Origin of the sequence: Lysobacter sp. 5GHs7-4 (assembly GCF_021284765.1) — a bacterium.
Taxonomy (GTDB): domain Bacteria; phylum Pseudomonadota; class Gammaproteobacteria; order Xanthomonadales; family Xanthomonadaceae; genus Lysobacter.
The window spans coordinates 3,636,315-3,656,541 of the sequence record NZ_CP089924.1 but is presented as its reverse complement, the minus strand read 5'-3'; the positions used below and the strand labels follow the sequence as shown (position 1 = coordinate 3,656,541).

Below are 20,227 nucleotides of genomic sequence, written 5' to 3'. Positions count from 1 at the left end.
AGCCGCGACCGCGCCGCCTAAGCCGCCAGCGTAAGCACCGTGCCGGCGCCAACGCTCAGCGATCAGCCGCCCGGCACCGACGCGCTCAGCCACTGCACGACGATATCGAGCACCCCATCGGCCTGCTCGCGGTGAGGGACATGCCCGCAGCCTTCCAGCAGGTGCATGGTGCCAAGCCCCGCGCTCGATGTCGCAATGCGTTCGGGATGCCGCGCCGATCCGAACTCGTCGTGGTCGCCATGCAGCACCAGCACGGGGCAGCGCAGGCGGCGCAGGTCGTCGTCCAGCGTCCAGTCCGCGAACTCCGGCGCCAGCCAGGTGTCGATCCACGCGCTCAGCGCCCAGGCCGCCTTGTCGCCGTGGTAGCGCTGCAGGCGTTCGAGCTGACCCGGTTGCGCGAAAGCGAGCTTCGCCGCACGGATGCCCGCCAGCGTGCGGTCTTCAACGAAGGCCTGCGCCGACTCGGTGATCAACGCGCGACAGCGCTCAGGGTAGGCGGCCGCGCAGCCCACGGCCATGCCGCCGCCGACGCTGTGGCCGAGGGCGATGAAGTCGTCGATGGCCAATTGCTCGCGCACGTGCGCAAAACCGGTATGGGCCTCGTCGTGTATGAAGTCGGTGCGCAGGCGGTCCGGGTGTGCGTCCGAGCGGCCGTAACCCAGACGGTCGTAGGCGACGACCTCGCGCCCGCTCGCGGACGCGAGTCGTTCGGGGTAGTCGCGCCACAGTTCGACGCACCCCAGCGAATCGTGGAACAACACGATAGGCGTTGACGCCGCGCGTCCTACGGGCGTGGGCCAGCGGCGGGCGAAGAGCCGACCCTGCGGGGTGGCGATCCAATGGTCTTGGGGCGATGCCGAGGTCATGCGTGTTTCCGGCCGAGCAGCAACGGGGCGAGAATCATGGTAGCCCGCGCGGCGCCCGAACGAAGGCCGTGACCCAGGCGTGTGTCGCCGTCGTTCAAGCGCAACGCAGCGGTCCGCCGCTCGCCGCAGCCGCGCCGCGTTGACTTCTCCATCGGTGCATCCGACCATCCTGGCGAAGCGAATGCGGCATCGCGGAGAGGCTGCGTGCGCTATCCATGCAGGCGAACGGTGTTCGCGGCCAAGGGCTGTGGATCCGGCGCCGCGCCAATACCGCCCGCGCTAGGAACGTCGTCCGTGCCCGTGAACACCGCCCACCATGGACTGGAGTACCGGGCCCGGCTGGCCGAGACGATAAGGCGTTCGGATCGCATCGTGCTGACCGAGCATTCCTGCCCGCTGGACGTCTACGACAGCGGCCGCGGCCGCTCGCGGATTCCGGACGAGGTCGTCTACGGGCGTTGCGAATTCAGCGCCGCGCTGCGCGATCGCTTCCTGTCCTCGATCGATGGCCTGGATCCGCAGACGCAGAACGCCGTCACCGCTTGCATCTTCGAACCGCACCACACCCTGCGCTTCTACGCTGGCGACGCGTTGCTCAGCACCATGGCGATCTGCTTCAAGTGCTCGCAGGTGAAGTGGGACGGCGCCGATGTGGGTCCGCCGTGGGCCCTGTACCCGGCGCTGGCCGAGGTGGTGAAAAGCGCCGGATTCTCTCCCGAGCGCGACTGGACGGCGCTGGCGGAGCAGCATCTGGCCCGAGCCCCATAAGGAAGATGCGATGAATCTGACCGCCGTCGAGATCAAGGCCTTCGTCCCGGCCCGCGACCTGGACGTCTCCAAGGCGTTCTACGAAGCGCTGGGCTTCGAGGTGCCGTGGTGGTCCGAGGATATGGCTTACGTGCGCCATGGCACGACCAGTTTCCTGTTGCAGAAGTTCTACGTGCGCGAGCATGCGGACAATTTCATGATGCACTTGCTGGTCGAGAACGTGGACGATTGGTACCGGCAGGTCGTGGAGGCGCGCGTGGTCGAACGCTTCGGGGTGTTCGCCGAGACGCCGCAGGACCGGCCCTGGGGCCTGCGCGACTTTCCCATGAGCGATCCGACCGGCGTGCTGTGGCGCATCGGGCAGAACCTTCCGGCTTGAGCCGGACGCTGCGCCGGGACGGGGCGCCGGCACCATTTGCCGCGTACGGATTCGCCTATGCTGGTGCGGTCGAGGACCAGGACTGCCGGAGACTGTTCATGAAGAAGGACCGAGGCTGGCTCCTATGCGCCTGCCTGCTGCCGCTGATCGGCACGGCAAGCGTCGCGGCCGCCGCAGAACCCGCCTTATGCGCCGCGTTGCGGGGCGTGTCCGAAGCGCATGGACGCGTGGGGCAGGTGCTGGAAACCATGGACCTGACAGCGGCCGACGATGCGACGTGGAACTTGCGCATTCCCAACGTCGATCTCGACGGCGACGATGTCGGCGATTCGATCCTGCTGTACCGCGGTGCGTCGCCCAGCCGGGTTCCCTCGGACCCGATGCGGGCGCGCCTGACATTGTCCGCGACCGGCCAGAGCTACACCGCCGAATATCCGCATATCGCGTTTCGCAGGTTCCGCTCGCAAATCTTTCTGGTCGGCCTGACTTATGCGGAGCAGGGCGGATCCACGCGGCTGGACGTGCAACGGGTCGACCGGCATGGCCTGAGCCCGGCCTGTTCCGTCACGGTGTCCTCGCCGTGAGCGCGCGCGCCCGGCACGGCGTTCGATTCGCTGGGCACCCGAAGCCGGTCGGTTCGTCACAAAGCGTCCACAAGCGCATCACAGTCCACGTCGCAGCCTGATAGGCGCTCGTGGCAGTCACCGCCCAGGGTTCCCGCACGCAGCCGAGCCGACCGGTTGCGGCGTCTTCGTGTCGGCGACTCGGCCCGTTTATGGAGCAGCCAAGATGAGCAACAAGCCTACGGTGGTCCTGGTGCATGGTTTCTGGGGCGGCGCGGCCCATTGGAACAAGGTGATCCTGGAACTCAAGCGCCTGGGCCACACCGCGATGCGTGCGGTCGAACTGCCGCTGACCTCGCTGGCCGACGATGCCGAGCGCACCCGCAAGATGGTGGCGCAGGTCGACGGCCCGGTGTTGTTGGTCGGGCATTCCTACGGCGGCGCCGTGATCACCCAGGCCGGCAACCAGGACAACGTGGTCGGCCTGGTCTACATCGCCGCGTTCGCGCCCGATGCCGGCGAAAGCCCCGGCGGCATCACCCAGGAGCATCCGCCGGTGGCGGTGCCCAATCTGGCGCCCGACAGCGACGGCTATCTCTGGGTCAAGGCCGACAAATTCCACGAGAGTTTCTGCCAGGACTTGAGCGAGGACGAAGGCTACGCGATGGGCGTGACGCAGAAGGCGCCACTGGCCAGCACCTTCGGCGATGCGATTTCCGACCCGGCGTGGAAGCACAAACCGTCCTGGTACCAGATATCCAACCAGGACCGCATGATTGCGCCGGAAAACCAGCAGCGCATGTCCGACCGCCTGGGCGCGCGCAAAGTCATTACCCTGGACGCCGGCCACGCCTCGCTGGCGTCGCAGCCGGCGCAAGTGGCCGCGCTGATCGACGAGGCCGCAAGCGCGCGGGCATAAGGCCGCCTGCACGACGATGCGGGCGGCGTCGCGGCGCCGCCCGCTGCGCACCGGCCACTAGGGTGGCTACTGTGCCGGCGTGGAAGGGTGCACGATAGCGGCCAGTCGACACCGGCCGCTGCCCCATGGATCAACACGACCCCTACCGCCCGCCCGCCGCGGACACCGCCGTGGTGGCGACGCCGTTCGCGGGTTGGCGGCGCAGCTGCCTGGCGCTGGTGGCGATTCAAGCCTGCCTATACGTGTTCAATATCGCGACGGGTTACCAGCTGGCCAGCACCGGCGACATCAGCGTCCTCGCGCTGCTGGCGACCGTCGGCGCGGTGGCGTTCCTGACGATCGGTGCGGTGATGCTGGGCGCGCGTTCGCGCGCGGCCGCCTATGTGTTCGCCGCCGCGGCCTTGTGCGCCTGCGTTGTCTTGTGGCTGTGGCGCACGCCGATCGCGATCACCGGCGTCGGCATCGCGGCGATCGCCGTGCTCGTCAGCATGCGTGCGACGGGCGCGCGGGCGGTGGTCGGGCGCTGAGCCCCGCGCAGTCCTCTAAACCCGGCCGGCAAATTCGGCATCTCAGCTGCGCATGGACAGGTCGCGGCGGGGGATGCCGCGAATGGATCGCGTGATCTTCGTCCATGCCTCTCGGGCCGGCGTGCGCATCGTCGTCGCCGTGCCTACAGCGGACTCCGCCATCCAATCCAATCGGGATCTCATGAATCACCAACGCCTTCGCTTTCGCCGTCACCAGGTCGGCGCCGCCGTTGCTACGTTTGCCTCCTTGCTCGCAACCGCCGCGCCGCTAAGCGCGCAGGCCTACGGCGCAGCGCCATCCAATCCTCACGCGGCATTCGTCAGCGTCATCGAACGCGAAGTGCCGGCATTGATGAAGGAAGCGAACATCAAAGGCGTCGCGGTGGGATTGATCGTAAAGGGAAAATTGGTCTACGCCCGCGGCTTCGGTTACGCCGATCACGCCGGCACCCAGGCGGTGACGCCCGACACGGTGTTCGTAGCGGCGTCGCTGTCCAAGCCGATCGCCAGTTGGGTGACGATGGGGCTGGCCGCGCAGGGACGCATCGATCTGGACCGCCCGGTCGCCGAGGTGGTGTCGCCTTGGCCGCTGGCGATCAATCAGTACGACTACCGGCGCGTCACGATCCGCTACCTGCTGTCGCATACCGCGGGCACCACGCTGGGCGGCTACCAGGGCTGGCTGGACTACCAGGAACTGCCGACCCTTGAGGAGTCGCTGGCGGGCAAGACCAACGGCCGCGGTGCGGTCGAGCTGTTCGCGCCGGTCGGCGAGAAGTTCCAGTACTCCGGCGGCGGCTACACGCTGATGCAGTTGGCGATCGAGCGCGAGACCGGACGCAAGTACGCGGATCTGGCGCAGGAGCTGGTGTTCCGTCCGTTGGGCATGACCCACACCAGCGTCGCCATGACGCCGCAGATCATCGCCGATGCGGCGCAAGGGCATGGCGACGACGGTGCCGCGGTGCCGATGCGGTACTACGTAGAACAGGCGCCGTCGACGCTGACCACGACCGTCAACGACTTCGCGCGCTGGATGACCGCCGGCATGGCGGCCAAGTACCGCACCACGCAAGGCCCGCTGACTCAGCAGCAACTGGATCTGATGTACACGCCGGCAAAGCTCAGCGCGCCGAGCGCGCCCGGCGACATGGTCTATGGCCTGGGCCACTTCATCGAGCGCCTGCCCGACGGCAGCACCGCGGTCGGTCACGACGGACGCAACCAGGCAGGGTTCCGCGCCAAGTTCCTGATGCGGCCGACGACCGGCGACGGCATCGTGTTCTTCAGCAATTCGCGCAGCGGACTCGCACTGGACCGCGTCGTGTGTCTGTGGGGCGCGGACCTGGCCCACGCAGACGCCGCGACTGCCTGCAAGAAGTAGGCGCCGTCCCCGACCCGTGGGCGGTCGCGTCCACGGGTGCGGTGGCGGGCGAAGCCGGCGCCGTCAGTAGGGCGTTGGCGTCAGCTTGAGCAGCCGCGCATTGCTGCCGTCTTCCAGCACCCAGATCGCGCCGTCGGGCCCTTGCTCGACTTCGCGGATGCGCGCGCCCATGGGATAGCGCTTGGATTCGCGCGCTGTGACGCCGTCGAACTGGATGCGCACCAGCGCCTGCGAGGCGAGGCCGCCGATGAAGCCCTGGCCGCGGAAGTACGGGAACAGGTCGCCGCTGTAGATGATGAAGCCGGCCGGCGCGATCACCGGCGACCACCAGGCTTCCGGCGCGTTGAATTCCGGGCGGGTCGGGTGGTCGGGAATAGGTTTGCCGTCGTAATGGTCGCCGTTGGAGACGATGGGCCAGCCGTAGTTCGTGCCGCGTTCGATCAGGTTGAGCTCGTCGCCGCCGGCCGGTCCCATCTCGTGCGTCCACAAGCGCCCCGAGGCGTCGAAGGCGATGCCCAGCAGGTTGCGATGGCCCAGGGTCCACACCTGCGCGGCGACACCGCCGGTGGCGGCGAAGGGATTGTCGGCGGGGACCGATCCGTCGTCGTTGAGGCGGATCACCTTGCCCAGGTTCTGCTGCAGGTCCTGCGCCGGATCGAACTTCTGCCGGTCGCCGGAGGTGATCCACAACTTGCCGTCGCCACCGAAAGCGATGCGGTGGCTGTAGTGGCCCTCGCCGGTGACCTTGGGCGTCTGCCGCCACAGCACCTGCATGCCCGACAGGCTGCCGCCGACGCCATTGCCGTTGAGCGTGAGCAGCGCGCGCGAGACCACCGCGCCGCGGGTGCTGTTGGGTCCGGTTTCGGCGTAGCTGAAATAGACGTAGCGATTGCTCGCGAACTGCGGATGCAGAACCACGTCGCCCAAGCCGCCCTGACCGCCGTAGGCCACGGAGGGCAGGCCGGTGATCTCGCTGGTCTGGCGCGTGGCCGGATTGAACAGGCGCAGACGCGCGCCCTTCTCGGTGACCAGCAGGCGGCCGTCGGGCAGGAAGGTCATCGCCCAGGGCTCGTTGAAGCGTCCGAACTCGCTGGCGACGAACGGCGGATCCGGTTCGGCCGAGGGGCGGTTTGGGCCGCCTTTCGGTACCGGCGGCTCGGCCAACGGCTGCGCGGCGGGCGCGCTCGCCGGCTGCGGCGTTTGCGCGGCCGGCGGCGTGTCCGGCGTGGATTTGGCGACCATGATGAAATTGGCGGGCGCCTGATCATCCGTCTGCTTCGATGGGCTGCCCGTCAGCTGGCCGGCGCTGGGAGTACAGGCGGCCAGCAGCGCCAACGCGGACAAAGTCGTCAGTGACCTGTTCATGGGGGAGTCTCCGGCGAGTGCGTCTTGGTTTGTAGCGCAAGGCCGGCCAGTAAGACGTGACGGATGCGACGGTTCCGCTGCCGGGCCGGCACAGGCCGGCAGCGGCACTTGCGGCGCATGAACAAGGCCGGTGCAATGCGTCGAGCTGTATCCGAGGCCTAAGGCGCGCGCGCCTGCCTGGCGAATCCGACATGAGCGACGGAGAGGCGGCATTGATCAGTTGGGCTTTCATATTCGAAGCGCCGCAGATGGATCCGGCGGTGGACCGCATGGTGATCGAGCGCGGCGGCGTGCGCACCACGATCGTCGGCGTGCCGGAGCAAGCAGCCGTGGTGGACGTCGCGGTCGCGCTGGTCGAGGACGGCGCCCAGTTCATCGAGTTGTGCGGCGGCTTCGAGCCGGTGTGGGCGGGGCGCGTGTTCGACGCGATACGAGCATGCACAACGACGGCGTTCCGACCCTGTACGAATGGCTGGGCGGCATCGACGCGCTGCAGCGCCTGACCGTGCGCTTCTACCAGCACGTGCGCGCAGACGCGCTGCTGGGCGAGGTGTTCGCGCACATGAGCGACGACCATCCCGCGCACGTGGCGGCGTTCCTGGCCGAAGTGCTGGGCGGCCCCGAGCTGTACTCGCGCGCGCATGGCGGGCATCCGCAGATGATCCGCCATCATCTCAACCGGCATCTGAGCCAGGAGCAGCGGCGACGCTGGGTGAGCCTGCTGCTGGAGACGGCCGACGAACTGGCGTTGCCCGACGACCCGGAATTCCGCTCGGCGCTGGTCGGCTATCTGGAATGGGGTTCGCGCCTGGCGGTGATCAATTCCCAGCCCGGCGCCAGCGTCGAGGCCGGCGCGCCGATGCCGAAGTGGGGCTGGGGCGAAGTCAAAGGCCCGTACACCGGTTGAGCGGCGCGGCTGCGCGCGTCCGGTAGCATGGCCCTGCGCCGTTCGATCCTGACGTATCCGGGAGCCCGTCATGCAGAAGACACCGCCCGCCGCGAATCCCGATGCCTATGTCGCCGCCTTGGACGGATGGCGGCGCGACCTGGTCGAGCAATTGCGCGCCGACGTGCTGGCGGCGGCGAAGCTGGACGAGAAGATCAAGTGGGGCCACCTGGTGTACTTCAGCAACGGCCCGGTGCTGCTGATCCGCGCCGAGGCGCAGCGGGTGTTGTTCGGCTTCTGGCGCGGCAAGCGCTTGCTGGAGATCGAGCCCAGGCTCAAGCCCGGCGGCAAGTTCGAGCTGGCCACGCTGGACTTGCGCGAGGGCATGACGATCGCGACCGCGGTGGTGCGCCGGCTGACCAGGGAGGCGGTGGCGTTGAACCGCAGCGTCGGCGATCCCACGGGCAAGCGCGCGGCGGAAGCGGTGCGATGAATCTGCTGTTCCTGATGAATCTCCAGGTGGGACGCGGCAGCAATTGCGAGATGCCGTCGCATCTGGTCGGCGCCTTCGTGCCCGTCTACGTGGCGGCCGGCGATCACGAAGCCGCATTGGTACAGGCCGTGGCGCAGATTCAGGCGCGCGGCTACGAGTTCCTGGATCTGTCCGACGGCGTGGTCCATCAGCTGGATCCGATGAAGTGGCAGCACCACGTGGTCCAGGCCTGGCCGGAGTTTCCGAACCATTTCCCCAGTCAGGCCGAAGTGCTGGCCGGCTTGGCGGCGCCGGAATGGGTGTTTTTCGGACCGTTCGCGGCGTACGAGGCCCAGCGGCCGAGCTGAGGCGGAGCCGGCGGTCCGGTGTCGAACCGGCGTCGGACGGCGAGACGGTAAACTGTCGCCCGCGATGCGCCGTTCCACCGAAGCGGGTGGGGGCCATCATCGAGTTTCTATGTCGATACGACGGAGCGCTGACGGGTGCGTCTTACCAAGTTCCTATTCGGTCTGTCCGACCTGTGCGCCTGGATGTTGCTGACGGCCGCGGTGCTGGCCGTGGTCGCGGTGCTGTTCGTGGGCCCCGGTCCGGAAGGCGCACGCGCCGCGCCGGTGTCGTCCTTCGCCTCGATGGGCCAGGCGCTGTTATGGCTGCTGGTCGCGGTGGGCGCCTACCTGCTCACCCGGCGCCGGCCGCTGGGCGTGCCCATGGTGGTGCTGCCGGCGCTGGTGTGGGCGCTGCAGGGCAACGTAATGGTGGCGCTGATCTATGCGGGCGCGGCCCTACTGGTGTTCCTGACCCCGCTGTGGCTGGTCTGGCGCGAAGTGCGCCGCCAGGCCTGAGCCGCAAGGCCCGCGCCGCCGACGAGCGGTAGCGTGCGGGCCTGCCGTCCGTGGTCGCCTTAGGCGGCCGGATGCCGTTCGCATCCGCCCACAAGGAGGTCAGGCATGAAAGCGCAGACGCGTGCGCGGGCGATGCTCGCGCTGGTGTTGGCATGGACCACGCTGTCGGCGAGCGCGCCCGCGCACGCGCAGCGCAGTTGCGCGGAGATCGTCACCTGCCCGCGCGGCGCCGCGCCGGTGGGCGAGCCGCCGCAATGCGCGTGCGAAGAAGCGCCGCCGCCGCGCATGCCGTTGACGTGCGAGAACAACTTCGGCTGCGCCGACGGCAACCAGATCGGCGTTGGCGAGTGGCCGGACTGCGGCTGCCGCGATCTGAGCACGCCCGAGCCCGTGCCGGGCGACCGACTGCCGCGCACCGACCGCAGTCCCGGTCCCTTGGACAGCCTGGGCGGCGTGGACACCTGCAAGCAATTCCTGAAGTGCTCGCCGGGCTTCGAGATGATGTTGTGGAACGGACGCTGCGTATGCGGCGAGACCATGCTGCCGCCGCCCGACCAATGACGTGCGTGTCCGACCGCTGCGCGCATAAACGAAAACGCCGCGATCACTCGCGGCGTTTCCGTTGGCCGGTGGCCGTTGCCTCAGATCACTTGCGACGCATCAGCAGGATCAGGATCAACAGCACCAGCAGGGCGATCAGCCACACCCACCACTGCATCCAGATCGGCTTGTCGCCGCTGTCGACGATGCTGCCGCCGCCCTTGCCGCCGGTGCCGACCGCGTCGGGCAGTTTCAGTTCGAGTCCGTCGATGCGCAGCACCGGCGGGGCCATGCCCTTCTTGTTGTAGCCGATCACGATGCGGTAGCTGCCATCGAGATTGTCGATCACGTCGCCGACCAGGCCGCCTTCGAACGGCTGCACCAGTTGGACGCTGGCGCCCTTGCCGGGGCCGACCAGGTTGCCCTTGGCGTCGACCGGCTTCAGCGTCACCTGTACGCAGCCGCCAGCGAACGTGGACGGGCAGGCGCGCGCGGGCTCGTGCTTGATGGTCTTGGCGGTGGCGGCCGCATCGGGCGCCACTTGCACGTAGTGGTCGGTGGTGTAGACGCGGGTGAAGCCGCCGTTGTCGGGGCTGCTGCTGTCGATACGGTAGGTGACCTGATACACGCCCTCGGCCAGGGTGGCCGGGTATTCGCCGGTGTACACGCCGGGGCTGGTTTCCTTCAGCTCGATGCCCTTTTCCGCACCCAGTTCCAGCGCGGCGAGCAGCTTGTCGCGCTGCGCCGGGTCGTTGAGCATGGCCTGCGCTTTCAGGCCGGCCGCGCTGAGCGCGTCGCCCTGCGGCGCGTCGCCGGCCTTGGCCTTGCCGGCGGCGAGGATGTTGCCCAAGCTTTCGGCCGGGCCGGAGATGAAGGCGCGCACCGTGCCGGCGGCCAGTCCGGTCAGCGGCTTGCCGCCTTCGGTCAGGGTGGCCTTGAGCTGCAGCGGCTCGCCGATACCGGCCTTGTTCTGGCTCACCGCGTAGCGTGAGTAGATGCTGGCGTTGTCGGCGATGACGAACAGGTTCCAATGGCTGGGACCGCGCGCCAGGGTGCTGTTCACCTGCATCTTCCAATCGCCATCGGGCGACACGCACTTGCCGTGCGCATCGCAGAACGGCGCACGCAGGGTCAGCGCGATGTGGCCGTTGCCGCCGCTGATGGTGAAGCGCGGGTTATGCAGCGGGTCGAAATCGACGCCGTCCTTGCTCAGCTTGATGTTGGGACGGCCATCGGCCTGGAAGGCCTTGTCCCAGCCCAGCAGCACGGTGAAGGCCAGATCCTTCTTGCTGGTCTTGAACGCCATGTCGATCGGCGGGCCCTCGCGGCCGCCCGGATCGGCCTGCGCGCCCTTGGCGGTGTGCAACAGTTCCAGCTTGTCGCCGATCAGGGTGTCGGCCAGCACCTGCAGGAAATACTGGATCGCGCCGGCGGGCGGATTGTCCAGCGTGGTCTCGATGTTGAGCGCGCCGCAGCCACTGTAGTTGGCGATGTTCTGCAGCAGCGAGCTGGAATCCGGATCGCTGGGATCGTCCAGGCGCAGGCGGAACGGGCACAGGCTCAGCTGCTTGCCGGCCGGACGCACCAGCTCGCCGCCGATCGGGCTGTTGGTGGCGTTGAGGCGCAGGTCCAGGCCGTCCCAGACCACGAACTTGCTGGTGTTCTGGGCGCCGTCGGTGAACAGCAGCATGGTGTTGTTGAAGCTGGCGTTGTCGCCGCCGACCAGCGCGCTTTGCAGGTTCTCGATGCCGTCGCCGATCGAGGTGCCGCCGCTAGGCTGGTGGGCCGGCTTGTCGATTTCGCTCAGCACCGCGTCCAGATTGACGCTGCTCATCGCGGCGATGCCGCCGGTGTTGGTCGCGTCGTGATCGAAGAACACCACGCCAAGCTTGTCGGTGGGCAGCTGATAGGCCTTGGCCACCGAGATCATCTGCTCGGTCGCGCGCCGCAGCACCCTCCAGCGCTGGCAGTCGGGATTGGGCGCGTACAGCGCGCCGCAGACCGGGTCGCCGTTGAGCTTGGACGACCACGCCATGCTGCCGGACTTGTCGAACACCAGCACCAGGCGCGCCGGCAGCCGCGACAGCGGCGGACCCACGGCCGGTGCCGGCGGCGTGCCGGGAATCACGGTGTCGCTGTCGTAGGCATCGACGGTGTTGCCGCCGCCGCTGGCGGTGATGCCAGTGGCGGTGAGGCGGATGTCGCCCGACAGCATGCCCAGGTGGAACACCTCCAGGGTGTCGATCTGCCCGGCGGTGTTGCTCATGCGGAAGGTGCAGGTGCCGCCGTTGGTGCCGCTCATCACCGGCACGCCGGCGTTGAACGTGCAGTTGATCATCGGGCCGCCGCCCTTGGGGCGCAACTGCACGGTCGCGCCCGCGCCGTTGAGCGGATACACCGCCAGATCGTCGGACAGGTAGAACACCTTGATGGACTTGCTGGAGTTGGGGAATCCCAGCGCGTTGCCGAACGGCGCCCAGGCATCGCCGGTGCCGTTGAGCTTGGGCTCGGAGGTGCTGGCTGCGGTGACGTTGGGGCTGGCCGTGGCCGCCACCGCGTCGGTGCCGACGAACAGGGCGAGCAGCATCGCCCCGAGTCGCCATAGCGGAAGTTGAGGTTTCATTGAGGAGCTCCTTTCGCTCAGATGTGCTGGACCAGGCCGACCTGCTGCAGCAGGGCGCCGTTTTGGATGTAGAGGCCGGCGTTGCCGGCCGCGTCGACCGCGAGGCTGGGGAAGCGCGCGGTCTGCTGCGGCGGCAGCAGTTCGCGGGTTTCGGTCACGCCCAGCACCAGCCTGCGCGCGCGCAGTGTGCTGAAGCCGGGCGTGCTGACGGTGGAATAGAACAACCACAGCGAACTGTCGGCGGTGTAGCCCACGGCCAGGTCGATGAAGGTGGTGACCGGCACGGTCAGGGTGCTGTCGGTGAAGTTGGCTTCCCAGACGCCGGCGATGTAGCGCTTGGTGAATACCGCCCAGTTCGGCCCGATCGGATTGGGCTCCTGCACGTACACCAGTTGCGGCGCGCCAGTGGGATCGATGGTGATCGCGTGATCGCCCGGACGCACCATGGTGCCGGCGTTGGTGACCGCACCGGCGGCGCCGCCCAGCGGATAGCGCACGCTCTGCGCGGTGAGCACGCCGGCGGTGTCGCGCTGCCAGACGGCGATGATGGTGCCGGTGGTATCGGTGACCGCGCTGACGCGGCTGTTCTGATCGATCGAATCGACCAGCTCCTCCGCGCCCCACACGCCGGTGAAGGCGCGGCTGAAGATGCGGTTGTTGCCCGACAGCGCGGAGTAGAACACCCGGATGGTGCCGTTGGACTGCGCGGCCGCGGCCAGGCTGCTGACGCTGAGCACGCCGGTGAACTGGAACGCATCGGCGGCCGCGGTCCACACGCCGGCGATGCGGCGGCTGAAGGACAGGAAGCGGTTGGGTCCGGCCACGCGCACCCAGAACACCCAGGGCACGCCGGTGGAATCGATCACCGCGGTGGGCGTGTTGTAGGGGCCGGCGTTGAGCACCGTGGTCGGACCGACCGCGGCTGGCCGTTCGCGCAGCATCGCGTTGATCACGTCGCGCATCGGATACGGCAGCTGCGGCACGCCGCTGCCGTTGACCGCGTAGCCGCCGCCGAAGGTGTCGGACAGGACCTGGTTGAAATCCATTTGCGACGGCAGCGAGATGCCGCGGCGGCGGCGGTCGACCACGGCGGCGGCGTCGATGATGCCGGCCGAGGTCTGGGTGATCGTGGCCAGCGCGGAATAGCTGTGGCCGGCGATGAAGTCCGGATCGCCGTTGACCGGCGGCGCGGCGCCGGTGCGCACGCGCACCGCCCATTCGCGGCGCAGGCGCGAGCAGGTCTCGGTGCCCAGGCCCGGCAGCACCAGCGCGGGATCCTCGGCCAGCGTGACCAGGCGTTCCCAGACGTCGAGATAGACGGTGAGCGTGCGCGTGGCCGGCGCGACCGGCGGCGCCGGCAACGCCGCGATCACCGGCACGCCCCAGCTCGCGGCCAACGCGGCGGCGCCGCCCTGGCTGGCGTGCAGCGGCTGCGCGCTGAAGCCGACGTCGGCGGTGATGAACGCCTCCAGGCCGTCGACCAGCATGCGGCCGGCCTGCAGCGGTTGCGGGCCGCCGCCGCCGACGATGGTGAAGCTGGTCGCGGAGTTGATCGCGGCGATGCGGAAGCCGTCGTTGCCGACCGGCACGCCGTCGCCGACGAACCAGCGTAGGAAGGCGCGCAGCTCGTAGCGGCGCATGTCGTCGCCTTCGTTCCAGTCGGCGTCGGCCAGGGGCACGCCCTGGGCCAGGCGCACGCTGACGTAGCGGCGGATCGGATCGAAAGTGTTGGGCGAAATGATGGCCATGGCGTGTCCCCGTCGTGTGGTCGTGTCAGAACACGAGCCAGATGGTGCGTTCGAGCGTGCTGGCCGGGTCCTTGGCGACTACCGGGTGGCGCACGAGATTGATCTGCGTCGGCGCGCCGCCGAGTTGGGCGATCAGCCCGAACTCGCGCAGGTTGCCGCTGGCGTGGCTGCCGTTCGGCCAGGGCGGTACGTTGGGCCCGAGCGTGGCGACTATCTGCAGGCGGTTGGTCGGCGTGGCCGACGGCACCGGTCCGTCCATGAAGGTGAAGTCCAGCGCCGCGCCGGGCACCACGAACGGCGACGGATCGGTGAGGCCGGTTTCGTTGCCGGTCGGCGGCGGGGGCGGCACCTGGTCCCAGGACGCCAGGCCGGCGCCCACCGCCAGGCCCTGGATGCCGAGCGTGGCGCCGGGCGTGCCGCCCATGAACGCGGCCAGCAGGCGCCGGCAATCGGTGAGGATCGCGTTCTTGGCCCAGCCGCGGTCCCAGATCACGCGCCCGTCGGCGTCGCGCAGCACGTCGCGGTACATGCCTTGCGGCAGGGGCATGCGGGTGTCCGTGTCCATAGTTCGGTTCCTTCGATGAACGTGTTCGTTGAAAGGTGTGCGTGCGGAGCCGATCAGATCGGCGGCGGGAAGTAGGTGCGGCGGCGCAGGGTGTTCAAGTTGGTCGGATCGGCGCTGACGCCGGCGACCTGATTGCTCAGCAGCACCACCCAGTCCGGCAATGCCGCGGCGGTGGAGTCGGCCAGGTCGAGGAACTGTTCGACGAAGGGGTAGTCGTCCAGGTACGAATCGGTCAGATCCGCGCCGGGCGCGTACAGCACTTCGGTGGTCAGCGACGGCGCCAGCACGATCACCGCGCGCAGGTTGATCGGCAGGAATTCGGCCAGCAGTTGTTTCAGACGCGCGGCATTGGTCGCGGTCAATGCCTGGCCGAAGCGGCCGCGGGTGACGTACAGGCCGAGCGTGCCGCGCGTGTAGAACTCGTTGGGCGACAGCGGCGGTTCGTCGTCGCCGCCCAGCGGGCGATGCGGTGTGTACGCGAGCAGATCGCCCCATTGGTGGTGGCGGCTGTTGCGCGCGGTTTCGGCCATGCGCGGCGTGATGGTATTGCAGTGCCGGCGCAGCGTCGCGGCTTCCGGCACGCGCGTGGGCGCGGCGGTGGGCGCGGCGCCGGCCAGGATCGGCGCGAGCTGGTCCAGGGCCACGGACGCGTCGCAGCGGTGCAGCAGGGTCAATCCGGCGGTGGGCAGCAGCAAGGGCAGGGGCGCGACGCGCGCGGTTTCGTCCCAGGGCAGGGCCAGCGGTACGGTCGGCACCAGCGCCGCGTTCAAGGACACTTCCCACAGACTGCGGCCGCCGTTGCGGTCGCTGCTGAAGAACACGCGCGCGCCGCCGCCGCCCAGCGCCAGCGCCGAGGGTTGCACGTCGGCCGCGCCGGGCGCGGGCGGCGTGGTGACGTCGACGATCGCGCCCCAGCTCATCGCCACCGGGTCGTAACGGCGCGCACGCAGCGCGCGCCGGTCTTCGCCGGCCGCGCCGGCCAGCCAACGCGACCACAGCAGCAGCACGCTGCCGCCCGCTTCGCGCAACAGGCAGGGGTCGCGATCGCCGCGCGCGCCGCCGTCGCTGAGCGCGACCGCACCCGACCATGGCGACGACCAGGCGTTGACGTCGTTGCTGGGCAGGCCTTGCGCGCTGCGCACCGCGAGCACGGCATCGTTGCGGTCGATGCGCGCGGCGCCGGCAGCGGTGGCGACCCAGGCCTGGCCGCCGCCGTCCACGCCGATCTGGCGCGCGTCGACGCTGGGCAGTCCGTCGGCCAGGGTCCAGCCACGCCAGGCGCCGTCGGCCGCGCGCCGCCACACGCCGCTGGCGGCGGCGATCCACAGCGCGTTGTCGGCGTGGGCCAGGCCGCGCACGTCGTTGCCGATCGCCAGCGGCGGCGCCAGCGTCGACCAGACGCCGGCCGCGTTGCGTTCGCCGATGCCGGCCGCGGTCGCGACCCAGACGCGGCCGTCGGCGGCGAGCGCGACGTCGCGCACGTCGTCGCTGGGCAGGTCGGGTGCGAACGTGTTGGCGACGTTGCCGTCGCGATCGAGACGGCTGAGACCGGCCGCGGTCGCGATCCACAGCGCGCCGTCGGCGGCGAGCGCGAGCGCGCGCACGTCGTTGTCGGCCAGGCCGTCGCCGTTGTCGAACGTGGTGACCGCGCCGTTGGCGGCCACGCGCGACAGGCCGTTGTCGGTGGCCACCCAAACCGCGCCGTCGCCGGTCTGCAGCAGGCGGCGGCAGTCGTTGCTGGACAGGCCGTCGCCGGTGTCGAAACTCTGCCAGGTCAGATCGCCGCGACGCCGCGCGACGCCGGCATCGGTGGCCACCCACAGCGCGCCCAAGCCGCCGACCAGCGCGTGGCGCACGTCGTCGCTGGGCAGGCCGTCGGCGCTGTCGAGCACGTTGATCGCGCCGTTCTCGCCGCGCAAGGCCAGGCCGGCGGCGGTCGCGATCGGATCGACCGCGCCCAGCCACGCGCTCGCGCGCAGGCGCCAGCGCCCGTCCGCGTGTTCGCTCCAGGCCAGCACCGCGCCGTCGCCGGACGCGAGCGCGCTCAGCTCTGTGGGCCGGCCTGGCGTGAGAGCGGGAATGGTTTGCGTGGGCGTCAGGTCCAGCGTGTCGTCCCAACTGCCGAAGCTGGGCGCGGTGGCGTGGGCGAAGCCCAAGGCGCGCGCGCAGCTGGACAGGGACAGATCCACCGACAGGCGCGCGGTCGGTCCCAGCGCGGTGCTGGTGAGGCGGATCGAGCCGTCGCCGGCGGGGCTGGCGACGGCTTGGGTGAGCTGCGCGTTCATGGCCGCCACGACCTCGGCGGTGGTCGCCAGCGCGGGGTTGGCGTAGTCGATCGCGTTGACCTGGAACACGTCGTTGGCGCCGGCGGTGCGCAGGGTCATGCGCGTGCCGACCGTCAGGCGGAAGCGCGGCAGTTGCCGGCCCTGCAGCATCGCGGGCAGGCGCGGGCGCGAGCTGCCCAGGCTCCAGCGCACGCGCGCGTTCGCGCTTTCGGCGGCTTCCACGCGGGCCAGGAACACACGGCCGTCGGCCAGCGTCGCCGCGGCCGGATGCGCGACCGCGGCATCGTCGCCAGGGCGCGTGGCCAACAGCCGCGTGGCGCCGCGCCACTGGCCGGCGTCCCAGGTCTTGCAGACCAGGCCGCCGTAGGGCGCGCGTTCGCCCTCGCGCTGGTCGGGATCGGGCGCCGATGCGGCGTCGCTGGCGAACACGCGCACGCGTCCCAGCGCATCGGCCGCGGCGGCGATGCGATCGGCGCCGGCGGCATCCAAGGTCAGCGCTTCGCTCTCGCGCGCGCCGACGCTGATCTGCGCGTCCGGCCCGACGCTGCGCGTGCGCAGGCGCACCTGGCCGCCGACGGCGTCGGCGACGATGTCGCTGGCGACCGCGGCGATCGCCGCCGCGACTTCGGCCGCGGTGGCCGCGGCCGGATTGGCGAAGCTGGCTGCGCCCAGGCGCACGCGGAACGCCGCGCCGCCATCGACGGCGATGCTGAGCTCGGCACCGGCAAAGATCGCATACGGGCCGGCGATGTTGCCGACCAGGGTCGCGGGGGCCGGACCGATGCCGAAGGCCTCGTCGTTGCCGGCGCCGAAGCCGAGCAGCGCGGCGGCATCCAGCGGCGAGCGCCAGCCCGCGCCGGCCGGCACGCTGACATGCAGTTGATAGCGCGGCGCATGATTGCTGCGCGCCAGGTGCTGCACGAATTCGGCGGTGCGCGTGGTCCAGCCGGTGTAGCGCGTGACCAGGGCGCCGACCGCGGTCACCGTGCCCACCGATTCGTACAAACGCGGTGTGGCCTTGAGTTCGTTGCGCGCCAGCGGCAGCGCGTCGGCATCGCCCAGGCGCCAGCCCAGCCAACCGGCGAGCTGCGGCAGACGGCGGCCGTCGACGCGGTCGATGTCGTGCAGGTCCCACAAGTTCTCGGCCGAACTGCGCGCGCTGTCCATGGCCGAGCCGTAGACGTCCAGCAGGCGCCGCAGCTGGCCCGAGCGCGCGGCCATTTCCGGAATCGCGTCGGAGCCCGGCGTGGTCGGACGCAGGTTGACGTCGAACTGGCGATGCACCGCCGGCAGCAGGTCGTACATGCTGCGGTTGAGGCCGTGCGGCGCGGCCGGCGTGGCGATCGCGCGATGGCGCTGCGCCTCGACCGGGTCGAAGGCGGCGCTGAACAATTGGTAGTAGCAGGCGTCGCCCGGCGTCAGCGACAGCGGCGCGTCGCCGCCATCGACGATCTCGATCTGGCGCCGCAACGGCTGGCCGTCGCTGCCGTAGTAAGTGGCGACGATGCGGCGCATGCGCTCCAGCGGTTGGCCGCCGACGTCCTGGGCGACGCTGATCGCTTCGTAGACGATGCGTTCGGCGCCGTCGCGCTCTTCCCACGGCGGCAGGTCGATCACGCTGATGCCGCCGCCGGGGATCGGCGGGAACGCGGCGCTGTCGTAGACCAGGTACGGGTCCGGCGCCAGCGGAGGTTGCGGGAATTCGAAGTCGCGCGTCTTGCGCCGCAGGGTCTGCCGCGGCGCGTCGGCCAGCGTCTCGCCCGGTCCCGGCGTCAACGTCCAGGCCACCCGCACGCGGCGGGCGACCAGGTCGGATTCTGCGTTGAAGCGGTCGATGATCACGCCGGTCTCCTCAACCTATCTGCAGGCTGAGTTCGAGCTGCGACAGCACCGGCAGCTCGTAAGGACCGACATCGACGCGGCTGGCGACCGCGCTGCGCGAGATCAGCGCGTTGCGGATGAAGTCGGGCAGCTCGGCCATCGACGGCAGGTCGTAACGGCGCAGGTCCTCGTCCAGGGTGGAGGCCGGCTGGTCGGCGCGGTTGAAGCGGTAGATGTCCAGCGACAGCACGCCGGGTATGGCTTCGATCAGCGCGAACAGATCGCTGGGGTACAGCGCCTGGCCAAAGTCGACGGCGTCGTAGGCGAGGTAGCGCGCGACGGTGTCGGCGATCTGCTGGCGCAGCGGATCGGCCTGGTAGCGCGCGTCGTAGCGCACCGTCATGGCGATCGCCACCGGTGCCGGGCTGGCGTCGAGCACGCGCAGCTGCGTGCCGGCCATGCGCTTGTCCTCGAAGTAGGCCAGCAAGGCGGTGCGCAGCGCTTCGGGCACCGGCCGCCAGCTGTCGCCCTGCGGGGCGACGATCAAGTCGATCTGGTTCCAGTTGCGGCTGCGCGCGCGCGCCTTGGCCACGCCGCCGGCGTGATGGGCCAGCGCGACGCAGTCGTCGGGCGTGACCGCGCGGCGGCCGCTGCGGTAGACCATGGGCCCGTTGCGCACCGCGATCTCGCTGCTCTCCGCCTCGCTGCCGCCCGCGGCCGGGGCCGGGTTGGTCACCGCCAGCAGGTTGGGCAGCACCGTCACCGCGCGGGTGATGGTGTTGGCGCCGACGTTTGCGCGCACGCCGCCGCCGACACGGCAGGTGGCGCGCACGTTGTTGGTTCCGCGCGGCGGCACGCGTCCGAACACGTTGTCGCCGAACAAGATGCTGCAGGCGTCGTTCTCGTCGAACTGGCAGATGTAGTCGCGCGAGTCGCGCGTGGACAGCAGGGTGCGGCCGTCGGGGCCGGTGCTGTAGAGGAAGTTGTCGCGCCGGTCCCAACGCACCCAGCCCGCGCCTTCGTCGACTTCGACGATCAGGCTTTCCAGGATCGGCGGCTTGTGCGGCAGGCGGAAGCTCTGGTTGGGCTCGCCGCTGGACGAGCCCAGCAAGGTCGGCGGCAGGCTGCGGCTGTGCGACACCGGCAGCACGAACTGGGCCTGGCCCGCGACCGCGCCGGGCAGCACCTGATCCGAGTGCAGATCGATCGACAGCGCCGGGCCGAGGTATTCGAAGGTCGGCGGATCGTCGCTGGGCTGGCTGGCGATGAACTGCGCGCCGCTGGGGATCACGATCACCGCCGGGCCCACCGGCACCGAGAAGGTCAGCAGCAGATCGGCGCGCGCCGGCAGCGGCGGCGTCGGGTCGTAGCCGACCAGACGCAGCAGCTGCAGCACGCTGCGGCGTTCGCGCGCGGTGCCCGGAAACAGTTCGCTGGCGATGCGGTCCTGGTAGTACAGGATCACGTCGCCGACATAGGCGACCATGTCGGTGAGCACCACGCCCAGGTCGGACGGCGTGTGGTCGGTCCATTCCGGCAGGCGCAGGCGCGCCAGGTCGAGCATGGCGCGACGCAGCGATGCGTAGTCCTTGTTGGTGTAGTCGATCGCCGGGGGCGAGGGATCGGTGACGGCCATGATCGGACGCTCCTTGC

19 protein-coding genes are annotated in these 20,227 nt (G+C 69.9%); 12 read left to right on the top strand and 7 right to left on the bottom strand.

Going from position 1 to position 20,227, the window contains the following annotated elements; all coding sequences use genetic code 11:
* Nucleotides 1–62 precede the first annotated feature (62 nt).
* On the bottom strand, nucleotides 63–866 hold the full coding sequence (locus LVB77_RS16535) for an alpha/beta hydrolase (RefSeq protein ID WP_232907175.1): 804 nt from the start codon (nucleotides 864–866) through the stop codon (nucleotides 63–65).
* Between the two features lie 294 nt (nucleotides 867–1,160).
* On the opposite strand from LVB77_RS16535, the gene LVB77_RS16530 reads away from it, so the two are divergent.
* From LVB77_RS16530 to LVB77_RS16505, 6 genes are all read left to right on the top strand, one after another.
* Entirely contained in the window at nucleotides 1,161–1,634 is a 474-nt protein-coding gene (locus LVB77_RS16530) for a hypothetical protein (protein WP_232907174.1), read from the top strand.
* Nucleotides 1,635–1,644: 10 nt separating this feature from the next.
* Complete coding sequence (locus LVB77_RS16525; protein WP_232907173.1) at nucleotides 1,645–2,013, top strand: VOC family protein; 369 nt, start codon at nucleotides 1,645–1,647, stop codon at nucleotides 2,011–2,013.
* A gap of 98 nt (nucleotides 2,014–2,111) precedes the next feature.
* Nucleotides 2,112–2,597, top strand: coding sequence for a hypothetical protein (locus LVB77_RS16520; RefSeq protein ID WP_232907172.1), 486 nt, complete (start codon nucleotides 2,112–2,114; stop codon nucleotides 2,595–2,597).
* A gap of 205 nt (nucleotides 2,598–2,802) precedes the next feature.
* Complete coding sequence (locus LVB77_RS16515) at nucleotides 2,803–3,495, top strand: alpha/beta hydrolase (protein ID WP_232907171.1); 693 nt, start codon at nucleotides 2,803–2,805, stop codon at nucleotides 3,493–3,495.
* 125 nt (nucleotides 3,496–3,620) lie between these two features.
* A complete protein-coding gene (locus LVB77_RS16510; RefSeq protein WP_232907170.1) occupies nucleotides 3,621–4,022 on the top strand; it encodes a hypothetical protein in 402 nt (133 codons plus the stop codon).
* 382 nt (nucleotides 4,023–4,404) lie between these two features.
* The gene (locus LVB77_RS16505) at nucleotides 4,405–5,406 is read left to right on the top strand and encodes a serine hydrolase domain-containing protein (protein ID WP_232907169.1); all 1,002 of its coding nucleotides are present in this window, start codon (nucleotides 4,405–4,407) and stop codon (nucleotides 5,404–5,406) included.
* A gap of 63 nt (nucleotides 5,407–5,469) precedes the next feature.
* Here LVB77_RS16505 and LVB77_RS16500 read toward each other — a convergent pair whose 3' ends face one another.
* Complete coding sequence (locus LVB77_RS16500; RefSeq protein ID WP_232907168.1) at nucleotides 5,470–6,771, bottom strand: PQQ-dependent sugar dehydrogenase; 1,302 nt, start codon at nucleotides 6,769–6,771, stop codon at nucleotides 5,470–5,472.
* A 191-nt stretch (nucleotides 6,772–6,962) separates the two neighbouring features.
* Here LVB77_RS16500 and LVB77_RS16495 point away from each other — a divergent pair, with 191 nt between their 5' ends.
* The 6 genes from LVB77_RS16495 (at nucleotide 6,963) to LVB77_RS16470 (ending at nucleotide 9,553) form a co-directional block, all read left to right on the top strand.
* A complete protein-coding gene (locus tag LVB77_RS16495) occupies nucleotides 6,963–7,274 on the top strand; it encodes a DUF6506 family protein (RefSeq protein ID WP_232907167.1) in 312 nt (103 codons plus the stop codon).
* Nucleotides 7,208–7,678: a group II truncated hemoglobin gene (locus LVB77_RS16490; RefSeq protein ID WP_232907166.1), complete on the top strand. Its 471-nt coding sequence runs from the start codon at nucleotides 7,208–7,210 to the stop codon at nucleotides 7,676–7,678. Before LVB77_RS16495 ends, LVB77_RS16490 begins: the two co-directional genes overlap by 67 nt.
* 70 nt (nucleotides 7,679–7,748) lie before the next feature.
* The gene (locus tag LVB77_RS16485; protein WP_232907165.1) at nucleotides 7,749–8,150 is read left to right on the top strand and encodes a DUF1801 domain-containing protein; all 402 of its coding nucleotides are present in this window, start codon (nucleotides 7,749–7,751) and stop codon (nucleotides 8,148–8,150) included.
* Nucleotides 8,147–8,497 carry a hypothetical protein gene (locus tag LVB77_RS16480; RefSeq protein ID WP_232907164.1) on the top strand — a complete coding sequence of 117 codons (351 nt, stop codon included), beginning with the start codon at nucleotides 8,147–8,149 and terminating at the stop codon, nucleotides 8,495–8,497. Before LVB77_RS16485 ends, LVB77_RS16480 begins: the two co-directional genes overlap by 4 nt.
* A 135-nt stretch (nucleotides 8,498–8,632) precedes the next feature.
* Entirely contained in the window at nucleotides 8,633–8,992 is a 360-nt protein-coding gene (locus LVB77_RS16475) for a hypothetical protein (protein ID WP_232907163.1), read from the top strand.
* A gap of 105 nt (nucleotides 8,993–9,097) precedes the next feature.
* Nucleotides 9,098–9,553 carry a hypothetical protein gene (locus tag LVB77_RS16470; RefSeq protein WP_232907162.1) on the top strand — a complete coding sequence of 152 codons (456 nt, stop codon included), beginning with the start codon at nucleotides 9,098–9,100 and terminating at the stop codon, nucleotides 9,551–9,553.
* 85 nt (nucleotides 9,554–9,638) lie between these two features.
* Here the strand turns inward: LVB77_RS16470 and LVB77_RS16465 are convergent, their stop codons facing one another.
* From LVB77_RS16465 to LVB77_RS16445, 5 genes are read right to left on the bottom strand one after another with little or no spacing between them, the layout of a single operon-like run.
* On the bottom strand, nucleotides 9,639–12,155 hold the full coding sequence (locus LVB77_RS16465; protein WP_232907161.1) for a vWA domain-containing protein: 2,517 nt from the start codon (nucleotides 12,153–12,155) through the stop codon (nucleotides 9,639–9,641).
* 17 nt (nucleotides 12,156–12,172) lie between these two features.
* The gene (locus LVB77_RS16460) at nucleotides 12,173–13,903 is read right to left on the bottom strand and encodes a DUF6519 domain-containing protein (protein ID WP_232907160.1); all 1,731 of its coding nucleotides are present in this window, start codon (nucleotides 13,901–13,903) and stop codon (nucleotides 12,173–12,175) included.
* A 25-nt stretch (nucleotides 13,904–13,928) separates the two neighbouring features.
* Nucleotides 13,929–14,468: a hypothetical protein gene (locus LVB77_RS16455; RefSeq protein WP_232907159.1), complete on the bottom strand. Its 540-nt coding sequence runs from the start codon at nucleotides 14,466–14,468 to the stop codon at nucleotides 13,929–13,931.
* 53 nt (nucleotides 14,469–14,521) lie between these two features.
* Complete coding sequence (locus LVB77_RS16450) at nucleotides 14,522–18,595, bottom strand: hypothetical protein (RefSeq protein WP_232907158.1); 4,074 nt, start codon at nucleotides 18,593–18,595, stop codon at nucleotides 14,522–14,524.
* 10 nt (nucleotides 18,596–18,605) lie between these two features.
* Complete coding sequence (locus tag LVB77_RS16445; RefSeq protein ID WP_232907157.1) at nucleotides 18,606–20,210, bottom strand: baseplate J/gp47 family protein; 1,605 nt, start codon at nucleotides 20,208–20,210, stop codon at nucleotides 18,606–18,608.
* Nucleotides 20,211–20,227 lie beyond the last annotated feature (17 nt).

Coding starts and splice junctions, on each gene's coding strand:
- LVB77_RS16535 (WP_232907175.1), bottom strand. CDS start 866: ATGACCTCGGCATCGCCCCAAGACCATTGGATCGCCACCCCGCAGGGT.
- LVB77_RS16525 (WP_232907173.1), top strand. CDS start 1,645: ATGAATCTGACCGCCGTCGAGATCAAGGCCTTCGTCCCGGCCCGCGAC.
- LVB77_RS16520 (WP_232907172.1), top strand. CDS start 2,112: ATGAAGAAGGACCGAGGCTGGCTCCTATGCGCCTGCCTGCTGCCGCTG.
- LVB77_RS16515 (WP_232907171.1), top strand. CDS start 2,803: ATGAGCAACAAGCCTACGGTGGTCCTGGTGCATGGTTTCTGGGGCGGC.
- LVB77_RS16510 (WP_232907170.1), top strand. CDS start 3,621: ATGGATCAACACGACCCCTACCGCCCGCCCGCCGCGGACACCGCCGTG.
- LVB77_RS16500 (WP_232907168.1), bottom strand. CDS start 6,771: ATGAACAGGTCACTGACGACTTTGTCCGCGTTGGCGCTGCTGGCCGCC.
- LVB77_RS16495 (WP_232907167.1), top strand. CDS start 6,963: ATGAGCGACGGAGAGGCGGCATTGATCAGTTGGGCTTTCATATTCGAA.
- LVB77_RS16490 (WP_232907166.1), top strand. CDS start 7,208: ATGCACAACGACGGCGTTCCGACCCTGTACGAATGGCTGGGCGGCATC.
- LVB77_RS16485 (WP_232907165.1), top strand. CDS start 7,749: ATGCAGAAGACACCGCCCGCCGCGAATCCCGATGCCTATGTCGCCGCC.
- LVB77_RS16480 (WP_232907164.1), top strand. CDS start 8,147: ATGAATCTGCTGTTCCTGATGAATCTCCAGGTGGGACGCGGCAGCAAT.
- LVB77_RS16470 (WP_232907162.1), top strand. CDS start 9,098: ATGAAAGCGCAGACGCGTGCGCGGGCGATGCTCGCGCTGGTGTTGGCA.
- LVB77_RS16465 (WP_232907161.1), bottom strand. CDS start 12,155: ATGAAACCTCAACTTCCGCTATGGCGACTCGGGGCGATGCTGCTCGCC.
- LVB77_RS16460 (WP_232907160.1), bottom strand. CDS start 13,903: ATGGCCATCATTTCGCCCAACACTTTCGATCCGATCCGCCGCTACGTC.
- LVB77_RS16455 (WP_232907159.1), bottom strand. CDS start 14,468: ATGGACACGGACACCCGCATGCCCCTGCCGCAAGGCATGTACCGCGAC.
- LVB77_RS16445 (WP_232907157.1), bottom strand. CDS start 20,210: ATGGCCGTCACCGATCCCTCGCCCCCGGCGATCGACTACACCAACAAG.